Raw genomic sequence first — 24,884 nt, 5'->3', positions numbered from 1 at the left:
AGAATGAGGATGCAGCAATGACGAACCCGGACTACGCCGAATTCCTCCGGCACAAGATCAAGATGGCCAACTTCAACGGATTCCGCGTCGAGGCATCAAACCTCCATTCGTGCCTTTTCGACCATCAGCGCGACATCGTTCGATGGGCGGTCCTCGGCGGCAACCGAGCGATCTTCGCGAAATTCGGCCTGGGCAAGTCGGTCATGCAGTGCGAATGGCTGCGTCAGATCATCGGCGCCGCGGGCGGATATGGACTGATCGTCTGCCCGCTTGGCGTCCGGCAGGAACTGATTCGCGACGCGAAAATGCTCGGCGTCGATCTGCGCTTCATTCGCAACGCTAGCGAGATCGAGCCGGCGCAGGCCTTCTACCTGACGAACTACGAAACGGTGCGCGACGGCAAGCTCGACCCGGCGCTTTTCACGGCTGTCAGCCTTGACGAGGCGAGCGTGCTGCGCAGCTTCGGCAGCAAGACGTATCAGGAGTTCTTGCCACTCTTCGATGGGGTGCGTTTCAAGCTAGTGAACACCGCGACGCCGAGCCCCAACCGGTTCAAGGAACTGATCCACTACGCCGGCTTCCTCGGCGTGATGGACACCGGTCAGGCCTTGACGCGGTTCTTCCAACGCGACAGCGAGAAGGCCGGCAACCTTACGCTCTATCCGCATAAGGAACAGGAGTTCTGGCTATGGGTGTCCAGCTGGGCGGTCTTCATCCAATACCCGAGCGATCTGGGATACAGCGACGAGGGATACAACCTTCCGGAGCTCGACGTCCGATACCACGAGGTGCCGACCGACTACAGCAAGGCCGGCACCGACCGTGACGGACAGACGCTGATGTTTCAGGACCCGGCGCTTGGCCTCAGCGCGGCAGCCGCCGAGAAGCGGGAAAGCCTGCCGGCGCGCGTCGCGAAGGTCGCCGAACTGGTCAACGACGCTCCAGACGATCACTTCGTGATCTGGCACGACCTCGAAAGCGAGCGGCACGCTATTCAAGCTGCGCTCCCGGATGCGGTCAGCGTTTGGGGCAGCCAGGATCTGGAAGCGCGCGAGCAGCGCATCGTTGACTTCGGCAACGGCGCGTATCGGCTCCTTTCGACGAAGCCGGTCATCGCCGGCAGCGGCTGCAACTTTCAACGCCACTGCCATCGCGAGATCTTCGCCGGCATCGGGTTCAAATTCAACGACTTCATTCAAGCAATTCACCGCGTGCAGCGCTTCCAGCAGCCGCACCGCGTGCGAATCGACATCGTCTACAGCGAAGCCGAGCGTGAAGTACTGCGCACGCTTCAGCAGAAGTGGGCACAACACGAAGAGATGGTGCAGAAGATGACGGAAATCATCCGCAAATACGGGCTCAACCAACTGGCGATGCAAGACACGCTCGCACGGTCCATTGGGATCGACCGCATCGAAGTGCGCGGCGATCGATTCACCGTGGCCAATAACGACTGCGTCGAAGAAGCGAAGCTGCAGCCGGAGAACCACGTCGACCTGATCGTGACGTCAATTCCGTTCGCGAACCACTATGAGTACTCGCCGAGCTACAACGACTTCGGCCACACGGACGACAACGCGCACTTCTGGTCGCAGATGGACTATCTGACGCCAGAGCTGCTCCGGATCCTGAAGCCGGGCCGGATCTATGCCTGCCACGTGAAGGACCGCATCTTGTTCGGCAACGTCACCGGCGCCGGCGCGCCGACCGTCAGCCCGCTCCACTGCGAAGCGATCATGCACGGCAGGAAGCATGGCTTCGACTACATGGGGCTGATTACGGTCGTAACCGATGTCGTGCGCGAGAACAATCAGACGTATCGCCTCGGCTGGTCGGAGCAGTGCAAGGATGGCACGAAGATGGGCGTCGGCTCGCCAGAGTACATCGTGCTCTTCCGCAAGCCGCAGACGGACCGCTCAAAGGGCTACGCAGATCAGCCGGTACGCAAGTCGAAAGAGGAATACACCCGCGCGCACTGGCAGGTCGATGCGCATGCCTTCTGGCGAAGCAGCGGCAACCGGCAAATCACCGCCGAAGAGCTTGCTGCGATGGGCCCGGACAAGCTGGCCAGCATCTTCACGAAGTACAGCTTGGACGCAGTCTACGACTACGACTTCCACGTGAAGATCGGTGAGGAACTCGAAGCGCGTGGCGCACTGCCCTCTACGTTCATGAGCCTGGCGCCCGGCTCGCATCATCCGGACGTGTGGCATGACGTAACGCGCATGCTGACGCTCAACGGCGAGCAGGCGAAGCGCGCGGTCGAGAAGCACATCTGCCCGCTGCAATTTGACATCGTGGATCGTTTGATCGACCGCTACAGCAACCGTGATGAGCTGGTCTACGACCCGTTCTGCGGGCTCGGTACGGTCCCGTATCGCGCGATCTTGAAGGGGCGCCGCGGTGGCGGATCGGAACTGAACCCCACCTACTTCATGGATCAGGTGCATTACCTGAAGTCCGCCGAGCGCGAGTTCACGATGCCGTCGCTGTTCGATACCCTCGAAGAAGCAGCCTGACCCGCTGTCTCGACGCAGCGACAACGATGTTGGGGATTGGAATGACATACGACGAAGCACGAGCATTGATCGCCGCTCACACCGACTGCATGGGCAGGATAGACGACCATGGGCTTGCTATTGAGATTGAGGCAGCCTCCGCGCTTGCCACAGAAGGCGGAGAATCACGCTCAAAGCAAGAAACTGTGAATGTGCCGGCTGTGCCGACTGAGGAAATGATTCGTGCGGCGTGTCTCGCTCAAAGCAAGGAACGGTTCGGGAGCTATGAAGCATGGTTTGATAGCCACTCAGGCGGCGTCTCAGAGAGAATCCGAGAGCTAGTGACTGGCGATTACCTTGCCATGATTGCTGCCGCCCCTCAATCTCAAGTCTCCACAGAAGGCGGAGAGGCGGTGTGTGTTGGATGCGAAGGAAATCCAACGGGTGATAACGTGCCATGCGCGGTATGTGGGGGGAAACCTAGGCACAAAGCCGATAGCCGCCAATCATTGACCAGCGATGACCTAGAAGCGCTATACAGCATGGCTCAAGGGACCGGCAAGACGAACTACATGATTGCTGCGCGTGCCTTCTTGCAGGCCGCCCCTCAATCTCAAGTCGATAGCGGGGAGCGAAAGGCGAGCGCGCGTGATCGCGCCCGCAGGTTCGTCAGCGACTTCACGTGCGAGATGGGATTCGCGATGAGTGACCACGCGCAAGAGACCATGCTGAACCTGTTCCTGCGCCATGCCGCCCCTCAATCTCAAGGAGAGAAGGCGGTGGCGAGTGGGAACCTGTTGGATGCGGTTGAGCGAACCATCGAGACGCTGAACCGGCAGATCGCCCTGATCGCTGAACGCGCACCCGGCCAGTATCTGGACAAGATGCCCGTCGTTCGCTCACTGAATGCGCATGCTCGTCGTCTAACCGCCGCCATCGCCAAGGAGAAGCAGGATGGCGCGGCTCAATAAAACAGATCGCGAGACCGTGCGCGCGATGTTCGGCGGCCGGTGCGCGTACTGCGGCGCCGAGCTTGCCGAGCGCTGGCACGTTGACCATGTCGAGCCGTCGCTGCGCAAGCTGGAGATCATCAAGACAGACCGCGGCACGCAGTGGCGAGCCGGCGCGACCACGCGCCCCGATCGCGATGTACTGACGAACTACATGCCCGCGTGCCCGCCCTGCAACATCGACAAGCACGCGATGTCGCTGGAGAACTGGCGCGGCAAGCTGCAGCGGACCATCCAGGTGCTGACGAACAACTCGCCCACCTTTCGGCACGCGCTCAGGTTCGGGATGCTCCACGTTCTGGAAACGCCAATCGTGTTCTATTTCGAGCGCTGTAGCTCAACGAGCGGCGCGAAGAAGGAGCATCAGTGCCCGCGGACGATCTGAACCCAAGTTGCCAAAGAGCCGATTGCCGTCGCAATGGCAGCCCACATAGCCCATCGCGCCGCTTTGCTGGATGCCTCGGCCGACGCGACAGCAGTTCTCAGAGCAAGTGCTGACCGCTCCTGCTCCTTCATGTACAGCCAGGCATCAACCTTCGGGCCGTTTCCGCCCCAGTTCTTGACCGCGTGAAGGCCTCGAACTTTCGGTTCGCCGTACCGCTCAAGCTCGGCGTAGAAAGCGGCGTCTGGATCAGTCATCACGGAGAATTCAGTAGGAAAACCGCAGTATGAAGCAACACATCGAAGAATTCATGCGCATGACGCGCAAGTATCTGGAGAGCCGGGATGAGTGAACGACTGATGACACCGGAAGACCTGAAGCAAATCACCGGGCGCACGCGCTACGGCAAACAGGCGGAGTGGTTTCAGGTTGCATTTGGGTATGAAGTGACGCGATCGTTCGATGGCGCACCGATCATGACCTGGGCACTTTACGAATCCCTCCTCGCCCGCCGGGCCGGCCTCGACGCCGGAAACGAGAAGCAACCCACGAAACGCACCAAAATCTGCTCGCCATTCGCATGAACGCCCGCCGCCGCCAACGCCCCTCGAACCTGCCCGCCCGCGTATATGCCAACGGCGCCAGCTGGTATTGGGTGGTCCCTCGCTCGAACAAATGGATCCGGCTCTGCAAGATCGCTGAAGGCGAGACCGCCATGCTGGCAAGGCTCGTCATCGAGCGGCGCAGATACGAAGCCCCGCCCGGTACGGGCGACGCCGGACCGCTGATCGATCGGTACATCGAGGAGAAAGGTCCGACGCTGAAGTCGCAGAAATCGTGGGCGCGCACCGGCCGCTACGCGCGTAACGCGCTGCGCGACGCCAATGTGGCCGACATTGAACCAGGCGACATCAGCGACGTCCTCGGCTTCTGGGACGAAAAGCTGACCATGCAGAACCACGTCAGATCGTTCTTGTCAGGCTTCTTTTTCTGGTGCGTCAAGAAACGGTACACGAAAGCCAATCCGGTGCGAGACATCAAGATCAAGACCCCTCCGCGGCGCGGCGTGTACATCACGGACGATCACTTCACGGCGATCCGCAAGCAGCTGTCGCACTTCGAGCAAAAAAGCACCACCAGAGCAAAAGAAGGAGCCTTCGCTCGCAACGGCCGAATGATGCAGTGCTTCGTCGACCTGTGCTATCTCACCGCGCAGCGCTCGACCGAAATTCGCACGCTGAAGTGGTCGCAGATCGACCGCGCCGCTGGCGTGATCCACTTCTTGCCGAGCAAGACCGCCGACAGCAGCGGTGTCACCGTCGACTTCGCCATCACACCGGAAATCGACGCGGTGCTTGCGCGCATCCGTGAGATCGACCAGCAACCGCGCATCGGTGACGCGCACGTGATCCACAACCGCAAATTCGAGCCTTACAAACCCGAGGCGCTTCTCGCCGCCTGGACGCGCGCGGCGCAAAAGGCGGGGCTGGCGGGCAAGAAATACACGATCAAGGACATCCGCGCGAAGGCCCTAACTGACGCGAAGCGGGCTGGCTACGAGACGAAGGAACTGATGGTGGCGGCCGGACACACGCGCGAAGCGACGACCCACATTTACTTCAAGAAGCTCGACATCCCGGTAAGCCACGTCCGGCTGACGATCCCGAAATCGGCATGACCGGCTCCTAATATTTTGGTGATGGCTTCTCGGTCAGCCGCATCCCATCGTGCTCATTTAACGAGCATTTAGTTAGGAGACAAATCGCTGATCAGAAAGCCCGTCAACCGATACGAATACTTTGGTCTTTCTGATGGACCGTCAGCATGAGTTTGAATTTTCCGTGTCGCTCACCGCACCCGCACCGTGACCCCGGAAGCATCCGGGTCCACGCGCGCGGCGATCGGCGCCGAATGACCGGCCGGCCAGGCGATGCCAAACGGCAGATCGTCGTTTCGATAGATCGTCAGGTCGTTGAAGCCGGCTAGCTTCAGTTCCTCCAGCACCGACCATTCCGAGAAGCGCCGCATCTCCAGTGTCTCGCCCGGGCCGCCATGGAACACGAGGTTGTAGAAATACTGCACGTCGCCATTCGGCTTCGTATTCTTCAGCATCGGACCGAGGTATTCATCCTCGACGATCCGGTAATCGTGGAGATCGGAGAAATGCTCCGTCGTGAGGACGTGCTGCTCGCCCTGGTGAAAGTAAGGCACCGTGAACACGAACACGCCGCCCGGCTTGAGGAGCCTGCGCGTATTGTCGAAAGCCCGGTGCACCGGCGCGGCAACATGCTCGAACACATCCGTCGAGACGACGAAGTCGAGCGTCCCTTCCATCGAAGGATCGATCTGCGTGATGTCGAGCCGCGGTTCCTGGTGATAGAAGGTGTTGCGGTACGCAATCCGGTGCGCGATGGGACCGGCGTAGCCATGCCAGCAACTCATCCCGATGCCGACGATATCCGGCCGCGGCGGATCGATTTGCGCGATCGTCATGCTTCGCCCGAACAATTCGCGCGTCAGCACCTGCACGATCGACCTCATCCTCACGGTCGAGCCGCACGAGGTGCAGCTGGGCTCCTCGCGCGTCAGCCGCGCCTTCTCGACGCTGTTGGCCTGTCCGCAAATATTGCAGGTGAACGCCACGCACCGGTCTGCTTCTCGAACCACCTCATGAGCATGCGACATAGTCTCGGTCTGCCGTGTCGAAGAAAGAGTGGCTCGGATTCTATCAATATCCCCGACACACCGGCCCGTGGCGCCGGTACGCATCTTGCAGGCAGCATGCCTCTACCTGTCGACAACTAGAAACAGAGAAGGAGAAATCGATGACGTTGATCATTTACCTCGTCGGATGGCTCGTGCTGATCGGCGGCGTGTCGTGGGCGCTCGTCGCGATGCACGTCTCGCAGCACACGATCATGATCGTCGCCGTCATCATGCTCGGCATTGCGATCATCACGGGCGCGACTCGGGCACGCAACCGCGACCGGTCCTGAGCGCGTAGCGGCACGCGGCGCAGCGCGCCGCGTGCGATGGCCTTCGGCGCGCTACATCACGACGCGCGCTCCGGCCGCATCCTGGATCAAGGTGACGAGTTCATCGGGATGCACGGGTTTGGTCATGAAGTGCTGAAAACCTTCGCCGATGCTGCGCAGGCGGTATTCTTCGCCATCGTGTCCCGTCAGCGCGATGGCGACGGACGGCGGCAGGTTGCCGCGTATTTCATGGTCCCGCAAACGTTGGATCAGGTAGAAACCATCCATTTCAGGAAGGTCGAGATCGCAGATCACCGCGTCGGGAAGATGCTCGATCGCCGCCTGCGCGCCGTCCTCGGCGTCGGCTACGGCGATGACTTCGGCCCCCTCCTCTTGCAACAGCATCTGCAGCGATGCCCTGCTTTCCGGATCGTCCTCGATGAGCACGATCCGCATATGCCCCAGTCTTGCTACTTCGTTCATGATGTTCTTTTCAACTGCCAAAAACGGAATTCTCGCGACGGTCTCCTTGACTCGCCGCATCGGGCGCTCCGCAAACACGCGGTGCGCCTTGTTGACACGAAAACGCGGCGGGAATTCCGAACGCACCGCTATTTGAGCCGCGCGTGCGCCGGTGCGGAACGCCTCGCGGTTTCTTGCCACGCCCGGCGAATCGTCGCTGGCCGTGGCGTGCGTGTTCGAGCAAGAAGCGGACCGGTTTTCTCGAAACAAGCCGCAACCGCCCTTCTGGCGGGCCTGAGCGCCGATTACACGCAGTCGGATCCGCCCTGGAACCGCACGACCATGTAATTCAGGGACCAGTTGTACCCCGATTTCCCGTCAGACTTTTGTGTCCTGCGGCGAATCGGGGCGCATTGTGCCCGATTGCAGCAACGCGCGGTATTCGGACGGCGTGATGCCGACCGTCGCCTTGAACTGGCGCGTGAACGCGCTGTGATCCGTATAGCCGCACAACGCCGCGACGTCCGTGACCTTGTCGTCTTGTGAGACCAGCAGCGCGGTGGCGGCGTCGAGACGGGTCTTCAGCAGCACCTGCCGCGGCGTCAGGTGAAACACCTTGTGGAAATAGCGCTCCAGTTGCGCAATCGACATGTTGGCCATTTGCGCGAGTTGCCGCATGTTGAGCGGCTGGACGTAGTTCTCCTGGATGTGCCGGACCACCGCGGCAAGCCGGCTGTAGGCGGGATGCGTGCCTTCGGCAGCCTGCAGGTCGCGCGAGATGCCCGCCAGCCCGACGATCGCACCCTGGCCGTCCAGCAACGGCTGCTTGCAGGTCATGCACCAGCCCGGTTCGCGGCCCGGGTAGAGATGCAGTTCGAGCTGGTCGATGAGTTGATGCCCCTGCGCGATGATCGCCTGGTCCTGCGCGGTGTAGATGCGGCCGAAGCGGCGGGGAAACACTTCTTCGGCGGTCTTGCCGAGCAACGCCGTCTTGTTGTCCTTGTAGCCGCACCGCCGGGCGAGCGTGCGGTTGACCATCGCATAGCGCGCTTCACGGTCTTTCACGAAGAACACGATGTCCGGCATGGCGTCGAACACCGGCGCGAGCTGGGCGAAATGCCCGAGCATGTCGGCAAGCGTGGATGCCGGAGGGCGCGCGATGAAAGTCCCGCTCGATGGGGCTGCCGTGCTCGTCATGCGTCGTGGTGTCGGGGTGCAATCGGGTTGAGGTCGAATGCCGCGGGCCGGAAGCGCGAGGGATTCTGGCGCCCGATTATAAAAGCGCCCCGCCCTGAAAAAAATGCGTGCCGCCCCCACGATGCATCGCGATGCGACCCACGCTGGCTGCCACCCCCGCCGTCAGGCGGCGATCTGCGCGGCGGCGGACTCGACGCGCTCGTCGCCTCTTCCCTTGCCGTCGTCGTACAGATGAAGCAGCCGATACCCGCTCTTGTAGACCGGCTGCAGCCGAAAGTTGTTGACCGGCTCGATTTCGAGCGCGAGCCGCAGACGCGACACGTGGCTGTCGATGGTCCGCGTGGTTTCGCGGAACTCGCGTCCCCAGACCATCGCGAAGATGTGATCGCGCGACAGCACGCGGCCGATGTTCGAGAAGAACAGCTGCGCCAGCCGGAATTGCGTGCCGCTCAGCTGCACCGGCTTGCCGCGCACCGTGACGATCTGCTGGCGGGCGTCGAAGCGATACGGGCCGATTTCGAGGCAGGCGTTCGACGTGGTCGGATAGGCGCGCCGCAGCAGCGCCTCGATGCGCGCGCCGAGTTCGCCGGGACGGATGGGATAGACGACGTAATCGTCCGCGCCGGCGGTGAGCGCGCACACGACGTTGTGCTCGGCGCCGTCCGGCGTGGCGAACAGCACGGGCACGCGCTCGCCGAAGCTGGAGCGCACGGATTTGAGGAGATCCAGTCCGCACAGGCCGGTGGAATTCCAGTCGAGGATCAGCAGATCGACCGTGGAGCGCGACAGGGCTTTCGACAGCACGAGGCCGTCGCCAAAAGTCACGCAGGTATGGCCGAGTCGCTTGACGACGTCGCTGACGAGATTTCGATAACTCGGATCGGTTTGCAGAACGGCGACGCGCATGGTGTCTTACCTGATGAGTCCAAGGGACATGGAGCGGATGCGCGGCTAAAGGCATCCGCCGGGCGTCTCGTCGAAGGGATGAGACGGGCGCTTCGAACTCGGCATTCTGGGCAAGCACGCGCCGCTTTCCCATCGGACTCGTCTGAATTGTCAATGCATGTGTCCGGGCATGAGGACAATCTCGTGCCGTCTTATGCGCGCAACCCCTGCAAAAAATAGAACGGCATTTCGTTTTTTCAGCCGCTTGCATCCTGTAACATCGCGCGTCTGGCTTTTCAGTCCCCGCTTACGCCGTTTTACCGAGACGTCGCGTAGCAAGCTGCGCCGCGGCTCTCCGCCGCTTCCCGCAGCGCGGATGGACGGGTGGCGGCTCTCGACTCCGCACCTGTCCGGTCATCGGCGTTTTCCACACCCGGATCCGCCGCGCGCCCATCCGGCGCACCCGACCCTTCCCGCATCGGGCACAGCCTCGCCCTGCCCGCGCGTCACGCGTGGTCTTTTCACTCACGGGTTTTCTTTCGATGCAGGCAACACCTCTGTCCGACGCCCCGCGCGCGGCCAGCCGCGCCCTCACGCGCGGCGACTACAAGACGCTCACGCTCGCCGCGCTCGGCGGCGCGCTCGAGTTCTACGACTTCATCATTTTCGTGTTCTTCGCACCGGTCATCGGCCAGCTGTTCTTCCCGCCGGCCATTCCTGACTGGCTGCGCCAATTGCAGACTTTCGGCATCTTCGCGGCGGGTTATCTGGCGCGTCCGCTGGGCGGGATCATCATGGCGCACTTCGGCGACCTGCTCGGACGCAAGCGCATGTTCACGCTCTCCGTGCTGCTCATGTCGGTGCCGACCCTGCTGATGGGCCTGCTGCCCACGTATGCGTCGATCGGCCTGATGGCGCCCGTGCTGCTGCTCCTGTTCCGCGTGATGCAGGGCGCGGCGGTCGGCGGCGAAGTGCCGGGCGCGTGGGTGTTCGTGTCGGAACACGTGCCGGCGCGGCATATCGGCTATGCATGCGGCACGCTGACGGCAGGCCTCACGGCGGGCATCCTGCTCGGCTCGCTGATCGCGACCGGCATCAACAAGGCGTTCACGCCCGCCGACGTCGCCGCTTTCGGCTGGCGCCTGCCGTTCCTGCTGGGCGGCGTGTTCGGGCTGTGCTCGGTCTATCTGCGCCGCTGGCTGCACGAAACGCCCGTCTTCGCCGAACTCAAGCTGCGCAAGTCGCTCGCGGCTGAACTGCCGCTCAAGGCCGTGCTGCGCGACCACGGCCGCGCCGTGATCGTTTCGATGCTGCTCACGTGGATGCTGTCGGCGGCGATCGTCGTCGTGATCCTGATGACGCCGACGCTGCTGCAGAAGCAGTTCCACCTCGCCCCGGCGACGGTCCTGGTGGCGAACTGCGCCGCGACGCTGTTCCTGACGATCGGCTGCGTGCTGGCCGGCGCGATCGCGGGCCGGATCGGCGCGGGCAAGACCATCTTCATCGGCGGCCTGGCGCTGGCGGTGTCGTACTGGATGCTGTTCCGCGAAGTCGCCGTCGATGCCTCCGCGCTCCTGCCGTGGTATTCGGTCGCGGGCTTTTTCGTCGGCGTGATTGGCGCGATTCCGTTCGTGATGGTCAAGTCGTTCCCCGCCGCCGTGCGTTTCTCGGGCATTTCGTTCTCGTACAACGTCGCGTACGCGGTGTTCGGCGGACTGACGCCCATTGTCGTTTCGCTGTTCATGAAGTCGAGCCCGCTCGCGCCGGTGTGGTATGTCGCCGCGCTGTGCGTGGTGGGCGCGCTGACGACGCTGTTCATCAAGCACGCCCGTTAAGTTCGGGTTTCATTCGAGAAAAATGGCGCACCTGCTGATGCAGTGCGCCATTTTTTTGGTCCGATGTCCGGATTTCACGTTTCAGGCCAGCCCGAAACATCGAACGCGCGACGCGCCTACGATGGTCGGCATGAACTCGAACCTTTCCTCCTCCTCCGCGCATCTTTCCGGGCGGCAGAAGCTCGTCGTGACCGCGACCAGCGTCGGCTTTGTCGTGTCCCAGCTGGATGTGTCCATCGTCAATGTGGCGCTCGCGAGCATCGGCCGCGATCTGAGCGCGAGCGTCGCGAGCCTGCAATGGACCGTCGACAGCTATGCGCTCGCGTTTTCCGCGCTGATGCTCTCGGCCGGTTCGCTCGGCGACCGCTTCGGCGCGCGGCGCATGTTTCTCGGCGGACTGCTGCTGTTCGGGCTGGCATCGCTTGCGTGCGCCTTTTCAACCGATGCGCCGCAGCTGATCGCCGCCCGCGCGGCGCAGGGCGTCGGCGCTGCCGCGATGCTGCCGAACTCGCTCGCCCTGCTCAACGCGGCGTGCGGCCACGATCAGCGGCTGCGCGCTCGCGCTGTCGGGCTCTGGACGGCGGCGGGCGCGGTGTCGATTGCGTCGGGGCCGATCGTCGGCGGCCTGCTGATCGCGGCCTTCGGCTGGCGCAGCATCTTCTGGGTGAATCTGCCGGTCTGCGCGGCGGGTATCGTGGCGACGTTGCTGTGGGTGCGGGCCGCGCAACCAAAGAATGCGCATGACGCCCGCGGTCTCGACCTGCCGGGTCAGGCGCTCGCGATCGTGGCGCTGGCGGCGCTGGTGGGCGCGGTGATCGAATGGCGGCCGCTCGGGATCGCTCATCCGCTCGTGTGGGGAGGATTTTTGCTCGCGCTGGCGGCGGGTGGCGGTTTCATCGCGACTGAACGAAGAAGCGCGTCGCCGATGCTGCCGCTCTCGCTGTTCGCCGAGCGCACCTTCAGCGCGGCGGTCTTGTTCGGTATCGGAGTGAATCTCACCTACTATGGAACGGTGTTCATTCTGAGCCTGTACCTGCAACGCGTGCTCGGCCATACACCGCTGCAAACGGGCCTGGCGTTCCTGCCGCTGACGGGCGGGTTCCTCATCTCGAACCTGGCGAGCGGACCCGTGGTGGCGCGTTTCGGCTCGCGCGGTCCGATGATCGCGGGCGCGCTGCTCGACGCCGCCGGTTTCGCCGCACTCTGTTTCGTCGATGCGCACACGCCCACGGCCGCCCTGCTATTGCCGTTCCTGCTGATTCCGTCCGGCATGGGGCTCGCGGTGCCCGCGATGACGACCGCCTTGCTCGGCACCGTCGGCCAGCAGCGCGCGGGGACGGCGTCGGCGGTGCTCAACACGGCGCGCCAGGCGGCGGGAGCGATCGGGGTCGCGGCGTTCGGCGCGCTCGCGGGTCATGGGGAAGGCGCGGCGGGCGCGGCGCATATCGTCGATGCCGTGCGCTGGTCGGCCGGAATTTCCGTCGCGCTCCTGCTGGGCACGGCGTTGGTTGCGCGTCAGATCAGCAATCCGGCGCAGACAAACAAGGATCGCCCGTCAGACTGCGTGCGCAACGCGCTTTCGGAGAATGTTGACTAAATGCAGCAATTTGACGCGTGTCAGTCAGCGGGTACGCCTGTTGCAACGATCAAGCGAGACGCCCGGGGCAGACCGGATCGAAGCAAGCTGCCTCGGAGCCTGAAGCCATCCAACCTCAAGGAGAAGCTGATGTCGACGCTGCCCCGTTCCCCTGAAGAGCCGTACGAACCGGATCCCGACGAATTGTTCGATCCCGATGCGGCGCCGAACCCCGACGATCCGGACATGCCTGACGGCCCGGATTCCGCCACGCCGATGGTGCCCGCCGATCCGAAAAACGGCGAACCGCGCCTGTAGCGCCGGACGTTTCCGCCTGACCAGACAATGCCCGCGCGGCTCGAAGAACCGCGCGGGCACGTTTGTGTGAAGCCGGCTGCCGCGAAGCCTACAGGCTCGTGGTCTGCACGGCGCCGGTTTCCAGTGCGCGCTCGATGAGCGCTTCCTGCTGCGCCTTGCGAACGGCATCGGCAACGAGCGACGCGGGCGCTTCCACTTCCGCCTTGATCGTGCTGATGATGCCTTCCGCTTCGACGATCACCAGTGACTCCGCCGAATCTGCGCGGCTGATGATGACGCGCGGCGGGCCGCCGCCGTCCGCAATGCTTGCGCAGAACTGCATGCTTTGCCCGCCGATCACTTGCTCGAATGTTTGAATCATCGCTATCTTCCGCGTTGGTTGGACAAAAGCTCACCAGGCTCGGAATATCCGGCCTGCCTTCCTGATTGATCCGCCTGCCCGCACGAGGTTCCATTCTGTAAGCCCGTGCGCGCTGGCGCAAGTTCAGCGTCGTGCCTCGGCGAACCGGCCGAGGATGGCGGCGGTGACGTCGTCGGCGGGAAACAGGGCTTCGATCGCCAGCTCGGACAAGGTGATGTCGACCGGCGTGCCGAACACCGTGGTCGTGCTGAAGAACGAAAGCATGCCATGCGGCGTGCGCAGGCGCAGCGGCACGACCACCGGATCGGGCTCGTGACGCCTGGACGGCGGCGCGTGGGCGTGCGCGGGCGCGGGATACGCCTCCAGTTCGGCGTGCAGTGCAACCAGCGCCGGATCGCCCGACACCTCCACCTGCCGATGCAGCCGCGCGAGCAGATGCGCGCGCCACTCGTGCCAGTTGTCGATGACGCCGGCGAGTCCGCGCGGATGCATCGAGAGGCGCAGCGCGTTGACGGGCGGCGCCAGCAACGCGGCATCGGCGGATACGATCAGCGGCGGCAGCGCCGCGTTGGCCGCGACAATGTTCCAGTGGCGGTCGATGGCAAGTGCCGGAAACGGCTCATGACCTTTCAGGACCAGTTCGACGGCGCGGCGCGCGCTGGCCATATGCGGATCGGCCAGGGCGCGCTCCCGATACAGAGGCGCGTAGCCTGCCGCCATCAGCAGCGTATTGCGCTCGCGCAGTGGCACATCGAGCTGTTCGGCGAGGCGCATCACCATTTTCCGGCTCGGCAGCGCGCGCCCCGATTCGACGAAGCTCAGGTGCCGCGTCGAGACATCGGCCTCGCCGGCCAGATCGAGCTGGCTCATGCGTCTTCGCTGACGCCATTCGCGCAGCAGCGTGCCGACGGTCGCGTCCGGGGCGGAGGACGCCGGATCAGCAAGGGCGTGGACGAGAGTCGAGTTCATGCGGACGATCTTAGTCGAACCGGATGCGCCCGTTCCATTACCTGCCACGTCATCACAGCGCGACTGCCTTGCGTCCGCGGCGCCGATCGGCCGGAACGTAACATTTACGACGCAAACATTTGCGCAGAAAAACTTGCTCCGGACACCCTTCATTTCCCGTTCTTACCGGCCGTTAAGAGCCTGAACAAGCGAACAATGCGTCGCGAGCCGTGCGCGTCTTTTCTTCAAGCAAGCACGCACGGCCCGCGGCGCGCGGAAAACTGCGGAGAAATCATGTTTGTCATCATCGGATGGGTGGTGGTCATCGGCTCGGTGATCGGCAGCTTCATCGGCGTCGGCGGCCACCTTGCCGCGCTCGTGCAGCCGTTCGAGCTGCTGTGCATTTTCGGGGCGGCGATCGGCGCATTTGTCGTGTCGAATCCAACCGCGACGCTCAAGAAGACCCTGCAATCCATCCCGAAGGCGTTCAAGGGCGGCGGCTATACCAAAGAGAAGTACGTCGCGCTGATCGCGCTGCTGTACGAACTGCTTCAGAAGGCGCGCAAGGAAGGCATGATGGCGCTCGAAGCCGATGTCGACGCGCCCGAATCCAGCCCGCTCTTTCAGAAGTACGAGCACGTGATGGCCGATCATCATCTGCTCGACTTCATCGTCGACTATCTGCGCATGATGTCGGCGGGCAATGTCAACGCGCTCGAGATGCAGGACCTGATGGACGAGGAACTCGAGACGCATCACACCGAGAGCTCGGTCGCGGCCAACGCGATCCAGAAGATGGCCGATGGCCTGCCTGCGTTCGGTATCGTCGCCGCCGTGATGGGCGTGGTGCACACGATGGGTTCGGTGGGCGCCGCGCCCGCCATCCTCGGCGAGATGATCGCGGGCGCGCTGGTCGGCACGTTCCTCGGCATTCTGCTGGCTTACGGCTTCATCGGCCCGCTCGCCGATCTGCTCAATGCAAAGGGCGCTGCGGAAGCGAAACCGTTCCAGTGCGTGAAGTCGGTACTGCTTGCTTCGATGAACGGCTACGCGCCGACTATTGCGGTGGAATTCGGCCGCAAGGTGCTGTTCACGGCGGACCGCCCGAGCTTCAAGGAACTGGACGACGCGGTGCGCGCGACCAAGATGCCGAAAGCGGCTTCCTGACCTGCACGCGCACGCAAGAAGGAAATCACTCTCATGGCTGAGAAACCGTCACGCGATCCGCTGCAATCCGTACTTGCGCCCACCGTGGTCGTGAAACGCAAGAAGAAGGCGCACGGACATGGCCATCACGGCGGCGCGTGGAAGATCGCCTACGCCGACTTCGTCACCGCGATGATGGCGTTCTTCCTGTTGATGTGGCTGCTCGGGTCCACGTCGAAGTACGACAAGGAAGGCATCGAGCAGTATTTCAACACGCCGTTGTCGGCGTTGTTCGGCAACGATGGCGGTGCGTCCACGCATACGAGCGTGATTACCGGCGGCGGTCAGGATCTGTCGAGCACGCGTCCCGGCGAAGGCAAGAAGAGCCAGACGCAGCCGGTGCCGCAGACCATCGCGCGCGCCGCTGTTGCGATGGAGGATTTGCAGAAGCTTCAGCAACTGAAGCAGAAGCTGACTGCCTTGATCGAACAGACGCCGGCGCTGCGTGCGTTCAAGGATCAGATCCGGATCGCGATCACGAGCGAAGGCTTGCGTATCGAGATCGTGGACTCGCTCAATCGGCCGATGTTCGCTTCCGGCAGTTTCAGGCTCGAAGGTTATGTGACCACGATTCTGACCAACATCGGGGCTTCGCTGAACGATGTGGAGAACCGCGTGTCGATCGCGGGACATACGGATGCGGTGCCCTATTCCGGTGGTCAGGCCGGGTATTCGAACTGGGAATTGTCGAGTGAGCGCGCGAATGCGGCGCGGCGCGCGCTGGTGGCCGGGGGGATGAAGGAAAGCAAGGTGCTGCAGGTGCGCGGGCTGGCTGACGTGCTGCCGCTGAACAAGGATGTGGTTGATGAGCCGACTAATCGGCGGATCAGTATTCTCGTTCTTAACAAGGCCGCGGAGCAGGCGTTCTTCAAGGATGGCGGGAGGACGACGGTCGATCAAGGGCAACCGGTGGAGGCTGCGATTCCGGCTGCGGTGGCGGCGAAGTCGAATGGGACGGTGAGTGTGGTGAAGTAGCATTGCGACCAATCGGGCCCGCGGAGGAAACACGAGTTCGGATCGTGCTTCACGTCGCGGGCTCTTGACCCGACGTCTCACCCCACCCACTCCCCCACCGTCTGCACCACAAGCCAAGCATTCGCGGCACTGATCACCACGAACAACCCCCACGCGGCCACCTTCATCCAACTCGCGTTGACGAACTCCCCCATGAGCCTCCGATCGCTGGTCATCCGGATAAGCGGATACAAGGCAAACGGCAACTGCAAACTCAACACCACCTGACTCCCCACCAGCAACTTCCCCACCGCCCCATTCCCGAGCCAATAAACCCCGATCAGCGCAGGGATCAACGCCAGCGCCCGGGTAATGAACCGCCTCTGATAACAGGGAATCTTGAACCTCAAGAACCCTTCCATGATGACCTGCCCGGCAATCGTCCCGGTGAACGTCGAACTCTGCCCGGACGCGAACAGCGTCACCGCGAACAAGACCGCCGCCAGCCCCGTCCCCACGATCGGCGCAAGCAGCTTATAAGCGTCCTCGATCTCGGTCACCTGCGTATGCCCGGTCGCATGAAACGCCGACGCCGCCAGGATCAGGATCGCCGCGTTGATCATCAGCGCGAGAATCAGCGACACGATGGTATCCAGCCGTGAAAGCGTGATCGCAGACCGAAGACTTGTCCGGTCACGCTCCACCACCCGCGTCTGCACGATGGACGAATGCAGATAAAGGTTATGCGGCATCACAGTCGCGCCAAGAATCCCGATGGCGAGATAAAGCGGCTCCCGCTGGCTCAATGCATGGATCGAAGGCACGAGCCCGGCCGCCACCGAAGGCCAGTGCGGCTTCACGAGCACGAGCTCCACCACATAACCGATCCCGATCGTTGCAATCAGCCCGAGCATGATGGCTTCGAGATCGCGAAAGTTCTTGCCCTTCAATCCGAGCACGATGAGCGTATCGAACGCTGTCAGCACGACGCCCCAGATCAGCGACACGCCGAAGAGCAAATGAAACGCGAGCGCACCACCCAGCACTTCGGCCAGATCACACGCAATGATCGACAGCTCGGCCAGCACCCACTGCGCATTCGCTACCGGCTTCGCATAGCGTTCGCGCGACAACTGCGCAAGATCCTTCCCCGTGACGATGCCGAGCCGCATGGCAAGACATTGCAGCACCATCGCCGCGAGACTGGACAGCACCACGACGAACAGCAGCCCATAGCCATAGCGCGAGCCGGCTTCGATATCCGTCGCCCAGTTTCCCGGATCCATGTAGCCGATGGAAATGAGCAAGCCGGGTCCCGCGAATTGCAGCAGCTTCTTCCAGAGCGGCGCGCCGGATGCAACGGCCACGGAGCCTTTGACTTCGGAAGGACAGAACGGCGCGGTGGCCGTGGTCGGCAGATTGAACGGCAATTTATCGATCCCCACTGCGATGCTTGATTGAACCCGGCGCGAGCAGCACGTTCGCCCAAGCCGGCGAGTCTATCACCGGCCTCCAACCTTTACAGACCACTTCCCTGCTGCCTTCAACACCCCTTTACCGGCAATCCGACACGCGCTCCAATCTGACGAAAGCGTCATTTGAACGCCAGCATGTCGTCACCACCCGAAACATAGAATGAGCCGTGGCCGTGCATGACTTGCAGGCATGCGCCGCATTCATCGTCACCACGTTCGAGGAGTCCCTCATGAAACTGATCACCCGCTTCGCGATCGTCGCACTCGCCGCCACTCCACTCGCCGCGCTGGCACAAACCGATGGTCTGACACGCGCCCAGGTCAAACAGGACCTGCACCGCGTCGAGCAGGCAGGCTACAACCCGTCCGAACGCGACGCCTTCTACCCCGATAACATCCAGGCCGCCGAAGCCAAGGTGCAGTCGTCGAGCGCTTACGGCGCATCGACCGATGGTTCCTCCGCCGCCGGACAACCCGCCATGCAGCAACCCGCACAGTAACCAGCAAGCCCACGCTTCATCCCGTCGAGACCCCCGCGCGGTTCCCTTCCTCTGCGAGCGTTTCCGCGCCGTCTCGCCGCTCGTCCGCTGCCGGAGATGACCAGCGCCAACGCCGTTGTATTCCCCGACACGCAAGCGATGAACGCGCCCTTTCAAGCGCTTGCTTTCAAATCGCCTAATCTGACATACGCGCCATATTCACGCCACATTGTCGTTGGCGCGCGGCCACTACCATAGCGTCACGGCAGATCTTCGCCCGCCTCGTCCGTCATTGCGTCCCGCGCGCCGCATGCAAGCTCGCCGCCGCGCCCTTTCCAAGCTCTTCCGAACGACTCAATGTGGATAGTCAACGTTGCGCTGAAGCGGCCCTACACGTTCATCGTGATGGCCATCATGATCCTGCTGGCGACGCCCTTCGTCCTCTTGACGACGCCGGTAGACGTACTCCCTGAAATCGACATCCCTGTCGTCAGCATCATCTGGAATTACACCGGCCTTTCCGCGCAGGACATGGCCAACCGCATCACGTCAGTCAACGAGCGCAGCTTGACGACCACCGTGAACAACATCGAGCACATTGAATCGCAGTCGCTGCAAGGCATCGCGATCATCAAGCTCTTCCTGCAACCCACGGCGAACATCCAGACCGCGATTGCACAGACCGTCGCGGTCGAGCAGGCGCAGTTGAAGCAGATGCCGCCCGGCGCCACGCCGCCGCTCGTCATCAGCTATTCGGCGTCAAGCATTCCGGTGATCCAGCTCGGTCTCTCCAGCCCGAAGCAATCGGAACAGGACCTGAACGACACCGCGCTCAACTTCCTGCGTCCGCAGCTCGTGACGATTCCCGGCGCCGCCGTGCCCTATCCGTACGGCGGCAAGAGCCGCGTGATCTCCGTCGATCTCGACACGCGCGCGCTGCTCGCCAAGGGCCTCACGCCCACCGACGTCGTGCAGGCCGTGAACGCCCAGAACCTGATCCTGCCGACCGGCACCGCAAAGATCGGGCCGAAGGAATACACGATCAACATGAACGGCTCGCCTGCCACCGTCGCGGGCCTGAACGACATTCCCGTGCGCACCATCAACGGCGCGACCACCTATCTGCGCGAAGTCGCGCACGTGCGTGACGGCTTCACGCCGCAGACCAACATCGTGCGGCAGGACGGCCATCGCGGCGTGTTGATCTCGGTGCTGAAGAACGGCAACTCGTCGACGCTGTCCATCGTCAACACGCTGAAGGACCTGTTGCCGCAAGCGCGCGCCTCGCTGCCGCCCGATCTCAAGATCAGCGCGCTCTTCGACCAGTCCGTCTTCGTCAAGGCGGCCGTGCAGGGCGTGGTGCGTGAAGCGCTGATCGCCGCCGCGCTCACGGCCGCGATGATCCTGCTGTTCCTCGGCAACTGGCGCAGCACCTGCATCATCGCGATCTCGATTCCGCTGTCCATCCTCTCCTCGCTGATCGTGCTGCACGCGCTCGGGCAGACCATCAACATCATGACGCTCGGCGGCCTCGCGCTCGCGGTCGGCATCCTGGTGGACGACGCCACGGTGACCATCGAGAACATCGAGCGCCATCTGCACATGGGCACCGACCTGCACGAAGCGATTCTCGAAGGCGCCGGCGAGATCGCCGTGCCCGCGCTCGTCTCGACGCTCTGCATCTGCATCGTGTTCGTGCCGATGTTCTTCCTGACCGGCGTCGCGAAGTTCCTGTTCGTGCCGCTGGCGGAAGCGGTCGTGTTCGCGATGATCGCGTCGTATATCCTCTCGCGCACGCTGGTCCCGACGCTCGCGATGCTGCTGATGGGCCACGCGCACGCGCCGGATGCACACGCCCGGCCCAATGTCTTCATGCGGCTGCATCGGCGTTTCGACCACGGCTTCGAGCGCATGCGCGCGGCGTACATCGTGATTCTTTCGACGCTGCTGGTACGCCGGCGCCTGTTCGGCTCGCTGTTCCTGGGCTTCTGCGTGATCTCCACGGGCCTCGTGTTCATCCTGGGCGAAGACTTCTTCCCGAGCGTCGATGCCGGCGACATCCGCATGCACATGCGCGCGCCGACCGGCACACGCATCGAGGAAACCGCGCGTCTCGCCGACCAGGTCGAAAACGTCGTGCGTCAAGTGGTGCCGCAGCATGAACTCTCGACGATCCTCGACAACCTCGGGCTGCCCTACAGCGGCATCAACCTGTCCTACAGCAATGCGGGCACGATCGGCACGCTGGACGGCGAGATCCAGGTCGCGCTCACCGCCGATCACGCGCCCACGCAGACCTACATCGACGAACTGCGCGCGCGGCTGCCGCGCCTGTTCCCGGGCGTCGAGTTCTTCTTCCAGCCGGCCGACATCGTCACGCAGATCCTGAACTTCGGCCTGCCCGCCGCCATCGACGTGCAGATCCAGGGGCAAAACGGCCAGGCAAACTTCGAAGCCGCGAGCAAGCTGATGAAGCAGATCCGCATGATTCCCGGCAACGTCGATACGCATATCCAGCAAAAGCTGGACGAGCCCGTCATCGACCTGCAAATGGACCGCACGCGTCTGCAACAGCTCAATCTCAATGCGAACAACGTCGCGCAGAACGTGCTCGTGTCGCTGTCGGGCAGCTCGCAGACCGCGCCGGGTTTCTGGTTCAATCCGCGCAACGGCGTCGAGTACAACCTCGCGGTGCAGACGCCGCAGTATCAGGTCTCGTCGATCGACGAACTGCTGCGCACGCCGGTCTCGGCCTCGCTCAACGGGCCCACGCAGCTGCTCGGCAATCTCGTGCGAATCGCGCCGCAAAGCCAGTTCGCGGTGGTCACGCACTACAACATCCGGCCCGTCATCGACCTGTTCGTGAGCGTCGAGGGCCGCGATCTCGGCGGCGTCGCACGCCAGGTCAATCATCTCGTCGACGAAGCCCGCAAGACGCTTCCGCGCGGCAGCCAGATCGTCGTGCGCGGCCAGGTCGAGACGATGCGCACGTCGTTCTTCGGGCTCGGCATCGGCGTCGCGATGGCCATCGTGCTCGTGTATCTGCTGATCGTCGTGAACTTCCAGTCGTGGATCGATCCGCTCATCATCGTGAGCGCGCTGCCCGCCGCGCTCGCGGGCATCGTCTGGATGCTCTTTCTCACCGGCACGCATCTCTCCGTGCCCGCGCTCACCGGCGCGATCATGACGATGGGCGTCGCCACGGCCAACAGCATCCTGATGGTGTCCTTCGCGCGGCAACGGCTGAACGCCGGCATGCCGCCGCTGACCGCCGCGCTCGAAGCAGGCGCAAGCCGCATCCGCCCGGTGCTGATGACCGCCTTCGCGATGATCATCGGCATGATCCCGATGGCGCTCGGCCTCGGCGAAGGCGCCGAACAGAACGCGCCGCTCGGCCGCGCGGTGATTGGCGGGCTGCTGTTCGCAACCGTTTCCACGCTCTTCTTCGTGCCGCTCATCTTCGCGGGCATCCATGCAAGGCTCGCGCGCCGCGCCGCGCGCAAGACGCCTTCGCAGCGCGACGCCGCAAGCGGACAACATTGATATCGATATAGACCCGATCACGAACATGACCGAAAAGAACCACGCCTCGCTTGCGATTCCCGCGCGCGACTCCGACGAAGGGCCCGCGCTGCCGCCGCGCCATGCCGAATGGAAGCGCGCCAAGCTTGCGCTCGTCATCGTGCTCGCGCTGCTGGCGATCGGCGCCGCGCGCACCGTCGTCACGGACATGGTGCACAACCGCTCCATCGCCACGCGCACGCAGCAGAACGCGCAGCAGTACGTAAACGTGGTGCAGCCCTCGCACACCGACAGCGGCGCTGAAACCACCTTGCCGGGCACGCTGCGCGGCTTCGTCGAATCGCCGATCTATGCACGCGCCACCGGTTATCTGCTGCACTGGTATGTCGATATCGGCGCACGCGTGAAGCAAGGCCAGCTGCTCGCCGATCTCGATACGCCCGAGATCGACCAGGAACTCGCGCAGGCCGTCGCGCAGCGCGACCAGACCTCATCGAGCCTCGGTCTTGCAAAGAGTTCGCTGGATCGCTGGCAGCAGTTGCGTCAGCGCGATGCGGTCTCGCAACAGGAACTCGATGAACGTCAAAGCACCTACAACCAGGACGTCGCGAATCTCGCCGCCGCCGACGCCAACGTGAAGCGCCTGCGCCAGCTCGAATCGTTCAAGCGCATCGTCGCGCCGTTCGCGGGCGTGGTCACGCAGCGCAACGTCGATGTCGGCGATCTCATCGATGCCGGCAGCGGCACGAGCCGCGCGCTCTTCGCGCTGGCGCAGTCCGATCCGCTGCGCGTGTTCGTGCAGTTGCCGCAGGCCTATGCGCAGAACGTCTCCGTCGGACAGGACGCCACCGTCACGCAGGCGGAACTGCCGGGCGAGAAATTCCACGGCAAGATCACGCATGTGTCGGGCGCCATCGATGTGCCTACCCGTTCGCTGCAAATCGAAGTGACGCTGCCCAATCCCGACGGCCGCCTGCGGCCCGGCGCCTATGTGCAGGTCGCGCTGCCGGCGGCCGCGCATGCCCGTCTGCTGGTGCCGGGCAATGCGCTGCTGTTCCGTTCCGAAGGGCCGCGCGTCGCTGTGGTCGATGCAAACGGGCACGTGCAATTGCGCAAGATCGTGATCGCGCAGGATCTCGGGCAATCGCTGGAAATCGAGAGCGGGATCGAGCCGAGCGACAAGATCATCATCAACCCGAGTGACTCCATTGCGGACGGCGATCACGTGGTCATCGCGCCGCAGCAGAAGCAAGGACAGCCGGGTCAGCAGGCCGCGTCGGGAACGAAGGCTGCATCATGAAAGCGCTGCTCGGCCTCACGCTTGTTTCCCTGCTCGCGGCCTGCACGGTCGGTCCCGACTACCGGCGCGCCGACGCCGACACGCCGCCCACCTGGAAGACCGATTCCTACTGGCGCGTGGGCGAACCGTCGCATGCGCCGCTCGCGCCCGACTGGTGGCAAGGCTTCGACGATGCCACGCTGAACGCGCTCGAAACCCAGGCGCTCGCGCAGAACCAGACGCTCGCCGCCGCCAGCGCGCACTACGCGCAGGCACGCGCGACACTCGCGCAAACGGGCGCGCTCGCGCTGCCCGAGGTCGATCTCGGCGCGAACGCATCGCGCCTGCGCATCTCGAAGAATCGTCCGGTCAACAACTACAACACGCCGAACGCCACCACCGTGCAGAACGACCTGAAGCTCGCGCCGACGGTCAATTACGACATCGATCTGTTCGGGCGCATCCGCCGTGAAGTGGAAAGCGCGCGGGCCTCGGCGAATCAATCGGGCGACGACCTGGCGAACGCGCGTCTCGTGCTCACCACCGACCTCGCCAGCAGCTACTTCTCGCTGCGCGAACTCGATGCCGAGCTCGACGTGCTGAATCGCTCGGTCGCGCTGCAAAAGAAGGCGCTCGATTATGTGCAGGCGCAACACGATCTGGGCGCGGTGTCGGGTCTCGACGTGCTCCAGCAACAGGCGCTGCTCGACCAGACGCGCGTGCAGGCTCAATTGCTGTTGACCCAGCGGGCGCAGTACGAGCACGCCATTGCGGCGCTCGTCGGCACGCCCGCGCCGCAGTTCTCGATCGCGCCCGATCTCGCCATGCATCCGCTGCCGGCCATTCCGCTCGGTCTGCCGAGCGACATCCTGCAGCGCAGGCCTGACGTCGCCTCCGCTGAACGCGCGATGGCTGCGGCCAACGCGCAGATCGGCGTCGCGCGCGCGGCGTTCTTCCCGAGCCTGACGCTGAACGGCACGGTCGGCTGGGAAAGCACCGCGCTCGCCAGCCTCGTCTCCGCGCCGAGCCTGCTATGGACCATCGGCACGATGGCGAGCCAGGTCGTGTTCGATGGCGGGCGCCGCTCCGCTGCCGTCGACTTCGCCAATGAAGGCTATGTTGCGGCGGTCGCGAATTACCGGCAGACGGTATTGGGCGCGTTCCAGCAGGTGCAGGACGGCATCGTCGGACTGTCGGTGCTGGATGGCGCGGCGAAGCAGTCGCACGCGGCGGTCAACGATGCGCAGCGTCTGCTCTCGCTGGCGAACGACCGCTATTCAGGCGGCCTGGTCGCGTATCTCGACGTCATCACCGCACAGCAACAATTGCTCACGAGCGAGCGCCAGGACGTGCAGATCCAGGGCCAGCAACGCACGACTTCAGTGGCGCTGGTCAAGGCACTGGGCGGCGGCTGGGACACACGCGCTGCACCAGACGACGAAGCAATGGCTGCAACGCACGGCAACACGCCCGCGCAGTGACTTGAAAGAAGACGTAAGCAGGATGATCGCGAGGCTCGTAT

General features: G+C 63.5%; 22 protein-coding genes. 15 read left to right on the top strand and 7 right to left on the bottom strand.

The annotated features are described in order from the left end of the window. Window positions 1-17: 17 nt before the first annotated feature. The 5 genes from QCE64_RS30095 to QCE64_RS30075 all read left to right on the top strand — a co-directional run bounded on the left by QCE64_RS30095 (window position 18) and on the right by QCE64_RS30075 (window position 5,568). Window positions 18-2,519 carry a DNA methyltransferase gene (locus tag QCE64_RS30095; protein ID WP_310007812.1) on the top strand — a complete coding sequence of 834 codons (2,502 nt, stop codon included), beginning with the start codon at window positions 18-20 and terminating at the stop codon, window positions 2,517-2,519. 41 nt (window positions 2,520-2,560) lie between these two features. Continuing rightward, window positions 2,561-3,469 carry a hypothetical protein gene (locus tag QCE64_RS30090; RefSeq protein WP_310007811.1) on the top strand — a complete coding sequence of 303 codons (909 nt, stop codon included), beginning with the start codon at window positions 2,561-2,563 and terminating at the stop codon, window positions 3,467-3,469. Beyond that, on the top strand, window positions 3,453-3,893 hold the full coding sequence (locus tag QCE64_RS30085) for an HNH endonuclease signature motif containing protein (protein ID WP_310007808.1): 441 nt from the start codon (window positions 3,453-3,455) through the stop codon (window positions 3,891-3,893). Before QCE64_RS30090 ends, QCE64_RS30085 begins: the two co-directional genes overlap by 17 nt. Before the next feature lie 341 nt (window positions 3,894-4,234). After that, the gene (locus tag QCE64_RS30080) at window positions 4,235-4,474 is read left to right on the top strand and encodes a DUF4224 domain-containing protein (RefSeq protein WP_310007806.1); all 240 of its coding nucleotides are present in this window, start codon (window positions 4,235-4,237) and stop codon (window positions 4,472-4,474) included. Then, window positions 4,471-5,568, top strand: coding sequence for a tyrosine-type recombinase/integrase (locus QCE64_RS30075; RefSeq protein ID WP_310007803.1), 1,098 nt, complete (start codon window positions 4,471-4,473; stop codon window positions 5,566-5,568). Before QCE64_RS30080 ends, QCE64_RS30075 begins: the two co-directional genes overlap by 4 nt. 170 nt (window positions 5,569-5,738) lie before the next feature. Here QCE64_RS30075 and QCE64_RS30070 read toward each other — a convergent pair whose 3' ends face one another. After that, window positions 5,739-6,533, bottom strand: a complete 795-nt coding sequence (locus tag QCE64_RS30070) for a methyltransferase domain-containing protein (RefSeq protein ID WP_310007801.1) — start codon at window positions 6,531-6,533, stop codon at window positions 5,739-5,741. Window positions 6,534-6,715: 182 nt separating this feature from the next. Here QCE64_RS30070 and QCE64_RS30065 point away from each other — a divergent pair, with 182 nt between their 5' ends. Then, window positions 6,716-6,886 carry a hypothetical protein gene (locus tag QCE64_RS30065; RefSeq protein WP_309819855.1) on the top strand — a complete coding sequence of 57 codons (171 nt, stop codon included), beginning with the start codon at window positions 6,716-6,718 and terminating at the stop codon, window positions 6,884-6,886. A 51-nt stretch (window positions 6,887-6,937) separates the two neighbouring features. Here QCE64_RS30065 and QCE64_RS30060 read toward each other — a convergent pair whose 3' ends face one another. The 3 genes from QCE64_RS30060 to QCE64_RS30050 form a co-directional block, all read right to left on the bottom strand. Further along, the gene (locus tag QCE64_RS30060) at window positions 6,938-7,408 is read right to left on the bottom strand and encodes a response regulator (RefSeq protein WP_404986150.1); all 471 of its coding nucleotides are present in this window, start codon (window positions 7,406-7,408) and stop codon (window positions 6,938-6,940) included. A 297-nt stretch (window positions 7,409-7,705) separates the two neighbouring features. Continuing rightward, on the bottom strand, window positions 7,706-8,524 hold the full coding sequence (locus tag QCE64_RS30055) for an AraC family transcriptional regulator (protein ID WP_309926054.1): 819 nt from the start codon (window positions 8,522-8,524) through the stop codon (window positions 7,706-7,708). 162 nt (window positions 8,525-8,686) lie between these two features. Further along, entirely contained in the window at window positions 8,687-9,430 is a 744-nt protein-coding gene (locus QCE64_RS30050) for a response regulator transcription factor (RefSeq protein WP_309819853.1), read from the bottom strand. Between the two features lie 521 nt (window positions 9,431-9,951). On the opposite strand from QCE64_RS30050, the gene QCE64_RS30045 reads away from it, so the two are divergent. From QCE64_RS30045 to QCE64_RS30035, 3 genes are all read left to right on the top strand, one after another. Beyond that, a complete protein-coding gene (locus tag QCE64_RS30045) occupies window positions 9,952-11,244 on the top strand; it encodes an MFS transporter (RefSeq protein WP_309837883.1) in 1,293 nt (430 codons plus the stop codon). Between the two features lie 130 nt (window positions 11,245-11,374). Then, window positions 11,375-12,841, top strand: a complete 1,467-nt coding sequence (locus QCE64_RS30040; RefSeq protein WP_404987587.1) for an MFS transporter — start codon at window positions 11,375-11,377, stop codon at window positions 12,839-12,841. Between the two features lie 129 nt (window positions 12,842-12,970). Next, window positions 12,971-13,138 carry a hypothetical protein gene (locus tag QCE64_RS30035; RefSeq protein WP_309819848.1) on the top strand — a complete coding sequence of 56 codons (168 nt, stop codon included), beginning with the start codon at window positions 12,971-12,973 and terminating at the stop codon, window positions 13,136-13,138. Between the two features lie 88 nt (window positions 13,139-13,226). Here the strand turns inward: QCE64_RS30035 and QCE64_RS30030 are convergent, their stop codons facing one another. Both QCE64_RS30030 and QCE64_RS30025 read right to left on the bottom strand, forming a co-directional pair. Further along, window positions 13,227-13,499 (bottom strand): hypothetical protein, encoded by a 273-nt coding sequence (locus tag QCE64_RS30030; protein ID WP_309926050.1) that lies wholly within the window; start codon window positions 13,497-13,499, stop codon window positions 13,227-13,229. Window positions 13,500-13,622: 123 nt separating this feature from the next. Further along, window positions 13,623-14,468, bottom strand: coding sequence for a helix-turn-helix transcriptional regulator (locus QCE64_RS30025; RefSeq protein ID WP_310007796.1), 846 nt, complete (start codon window positions 14,466-14,468; stop codon window positions 13,623-13,625). A gap of 273 nt (window positions 14,469-14,741) precedes the next feature. Between QCE64_RS30025 and motA the strand changes: the two genes are divergently transcribed. Further along, window positions 14,742-15,614: a flagellar motor stator protein MotA gene (motA, locus tag QCE64_RS30020; protein ID WP_309926047.1), complete on the top strand. Its 873-nt coding sequence runs from the start codon at window positions 14,742-14,744 to the stop codon at window positions 15,612-15,614. 33 nt (window positions 15,615-15,647) lie between these two features. Continuing rightward, on the top strand, window positions 15,648-16,628 hold the full coding sequence (gene motB / locus QCE64_RS30015; RefSeq protein ID WP_309926045.1) for a flagellar motor protein MotB: 981 nt from the start codon (window positions 15,648-15,650) through the stop codon (window positions 16,626-16,628). Between the two features lie 77 nt (window positions 16,629-16,705). Here the strand turns inward: motB and QCE64_RS30010 are convergent, their stop codons facing one another. After that, window positions 16,706-18,037 (bottom strand): Nramp family divalent metal transporter, encoded by a 1,332-nt coding sequence (locus QCE64_RS30010; protein ID WP_309926043.1) that lies wholly within the window; start codon window positions 18,035-18,037, stop codon window positions 16,706-16,708. Between the two features lie 275 nt (window positions 18,038-18,312). Between QCE64_RS30010 and QCE64_RS30005 the strand changes: the two genes are divergently transcribed. The 4 genes from QCE64_RS30005 to QCE64_RS29990 all read left to right on the top strand — a co-directional run bounded on the left by QCE64_RS30005 (window position 18,313) and on the right by QCE64_RS29990 (window position 24,843). Further along, window positions 18,313-18,582 (top strand): DUF4148 domain-containing protein, encoded by a 270-nt coding sequence (locus tag QCE64_RS30005; RefSeq protein ID WP_310007794.1) that lies wholly within the window; start codon window positions 18,313-18,315, stop codon window positions 18,580-18,582. Window positions 18,583-18,918: 336 nt separating this feature from the next. Continuing rightward, window positions 18,919-22,104 (top strand): efflux RND transporter permease subunit, encoded by a 3,186-nt coding sequence (locus QCE64_RS30000; RefSeq protein WP_309926041.1) that lies wholly within the window; start codon window positions 18,919-18,921, stop codon window positions 22,102-22,104. A gap of 25 nt (window positions 22,105-22,129) precedes the next feature. Next, a complete protein-coding gene (locus tag QCE64_RS29995; protein ID WP_309926040.1) occupies window positions 22,130-23,383 on the top strand; it encodes an efflux RND transporter periplasmic adaptor subunit in 1,254 nt (417 codons plus the stop codon). Further along, window positions 23,380-24,843: an efflux transporter outer membrane subunit gene (locus tag QCE64_RS29990; protein WP_310007792.1), complete on the top strand. Its 1,464-nt coding sequence runs from the start codon at window positions 23,380-23,382 to the stop codon at window positions 24,841-24,843. The genes QCE64_RS29995 and QCE64_RS29990 overlap by 4 nt, the downstream gene beginning before the upstream one ends. Window positions 24,844-24,884 lie beyond the last annotated feature (41 nt).

Origin of the sequence: Caballeronia sp. LZ043, from assembly GCF_031451075.1 — a bacterium.
Classification (GTDB): Bacteria; Pseudomonadota; Gammaproteobacteria; order Burkholderiales; family Burkholderiaceae; genus Caballeronia.
The sequence above is the reverse complement of the archived record's forward strand: the minus strand, read 5'-3'. Positions and strand labels throughout refer to the sequence as shown.

What these genes read in the sequence shown, in the direction of transcription:
- QCE64_RS29990 (WP_310007792.1), top strand. Translation starts at nt 23,380, where the DNA reads ATGAAAGCGCTGCTCGGCCTCACGCTTGTTTCCCTGCTCGCGGCCTGC.
- QCE64_RS30090 (WP_310007811.1), top strand. Translation starts at nt 2,561, where the DNA reads ATGACATACGACGAAGCACGAGCATTGATCGCCGCTCACACCGACTGC.
- QCE64_RS30005 (WP_310007794.1), top strand. Translation starts at nt 18,313, where the DNA reads ATGAAACTGATCACCCGCTTCGCGATCGTCGCACTCGCCGCCACTCCA.
- QCE64_RS30075 (WP_310007803.1), top strand. Translation starts at nt 4,471, where the DNA reads ATGAACGCCCGCCGCCGCCAACGCCCCTCGAACCTGCCCGCCCGCGTA.
- QCE64_RS30035 (WP_309819848.1), top strand. Translation starts at nt 12,971, where the DNA reads ATGTCGACGCTGCCCCGTTCCCCTGAAGAGCCGTACGAACCGGATCCC.
- QCE64_RS30095 (WP_310007812.1), top strand. Translation starts at nt 18, where the DNA reads ATGACGAACCCGGACTACGCCGAATTCCTCCGGCACAAGATCAAGATG.
- motA (WP_309926047.1), top strand. Translation starts at nt 14,742, where the DNA reads ATGTTTGTCATCATCGGATGGGTGGTGGTCATCGGCTCGGTGATCGGC.
- QCE64_RS30025 (WP_310007796.1), bottom strand. Translation starts at nt 14,468, where the DNA reads ATGAACTCGACTCTCGTCCACGCCCTTGCTGATCCGGCGTCCTCCGCC.
- QCE64_RS30080 (WP_310007806.1), top strand. Translation starts at nt 4,235, where the DNA reads ATGAGTGAACGACTGATGACACCGGAAGACCTGAAGCAAATCACCGGG.
- QCE64_RS30040 (WP_404987587.1), top strand. Translation starts at nt 11,375, where the DNA reads ATGAACTCGAACCTTTCCTCCTCCTCCGCGCATCTTTCCGGGCGGCAG.
- QCE64_RS30030 (WP_309926050.1), bottom strand. Translation starts at nt 13,499, where the DNA reads ATGATTCAAACATTCGAGCAAGTGATCGGCGGGCAAAGCATGCAGTTC.
- QCE64_RS30045 (WP_309837883.1), top strand. Translation starts at nt 9,952, where the DNA reads ATGCAGGCAACACCTCTGTCCGACGCCCCGCGCGCGGCCAGCCGCGCC.
- QCE64_RS30065 (WP_309819855.1), top strand. Translation starts at nt 6,716, where the DNA reads ATGACGTTGATCATTTACCTCGTCGGATGGCTCGTGCTGATCGGCGGC.
- QCE64_RS30050 (WP_309819853.1), bottom strand. Translation starts at nt 9,430, where the DNA reads ATGCGCGTCGCCGTTCTGCAAACCGATCCGAGTTATCGAAATCTCGTC.
- QCE64_RS29995 (WP_309926040.1), top strand. Translation starts at nt 22,130, where the DNA reads ATGACCGAAAAGAACCACGCCTCGCTTGCGATTCCCGCGCGCGACTCC.
- QCE64_RS30055 (WP_309926054.1), bottom strand. Translation starts at nt 8,524, where the DNA reads ATGACGAGCACGGCAGCCCCATCGAGCGGGACTTTCATCGCGCGCCCT.
- motB (WP_309926045.1), top strand. Translation starts at nt 15,648, where the DNA reads ATGGCTGAGAAACCGTCACGCGATCCGCTGCAATCCGTACTTGCGCCC.
- QCE64_RS30060 (WP_404986150.1), bottom strand. Translation starts at nt 7,408, where the DNA reads ATGCGGCGAGTCAAGGAGACCGTCGCGAGAATTCCGTTTTTGGCAGTT.
- QCE64_RS30085 (WP_310007808.1), top strand. Translation starts at nt 3,453, where the DNA reads ATGGCGCGGCTCAATAAAACAGATCGCGAGACCGTGCGCGCGATGTTC.
- QCE64_RS30000 (WP_309926041.1), top strand. Translation starts at nt 18,919, where the DNA reads ATGTGGATAGTCAACGTTGCGCTGAAGCGGCCCTACACGTTCATCGTG.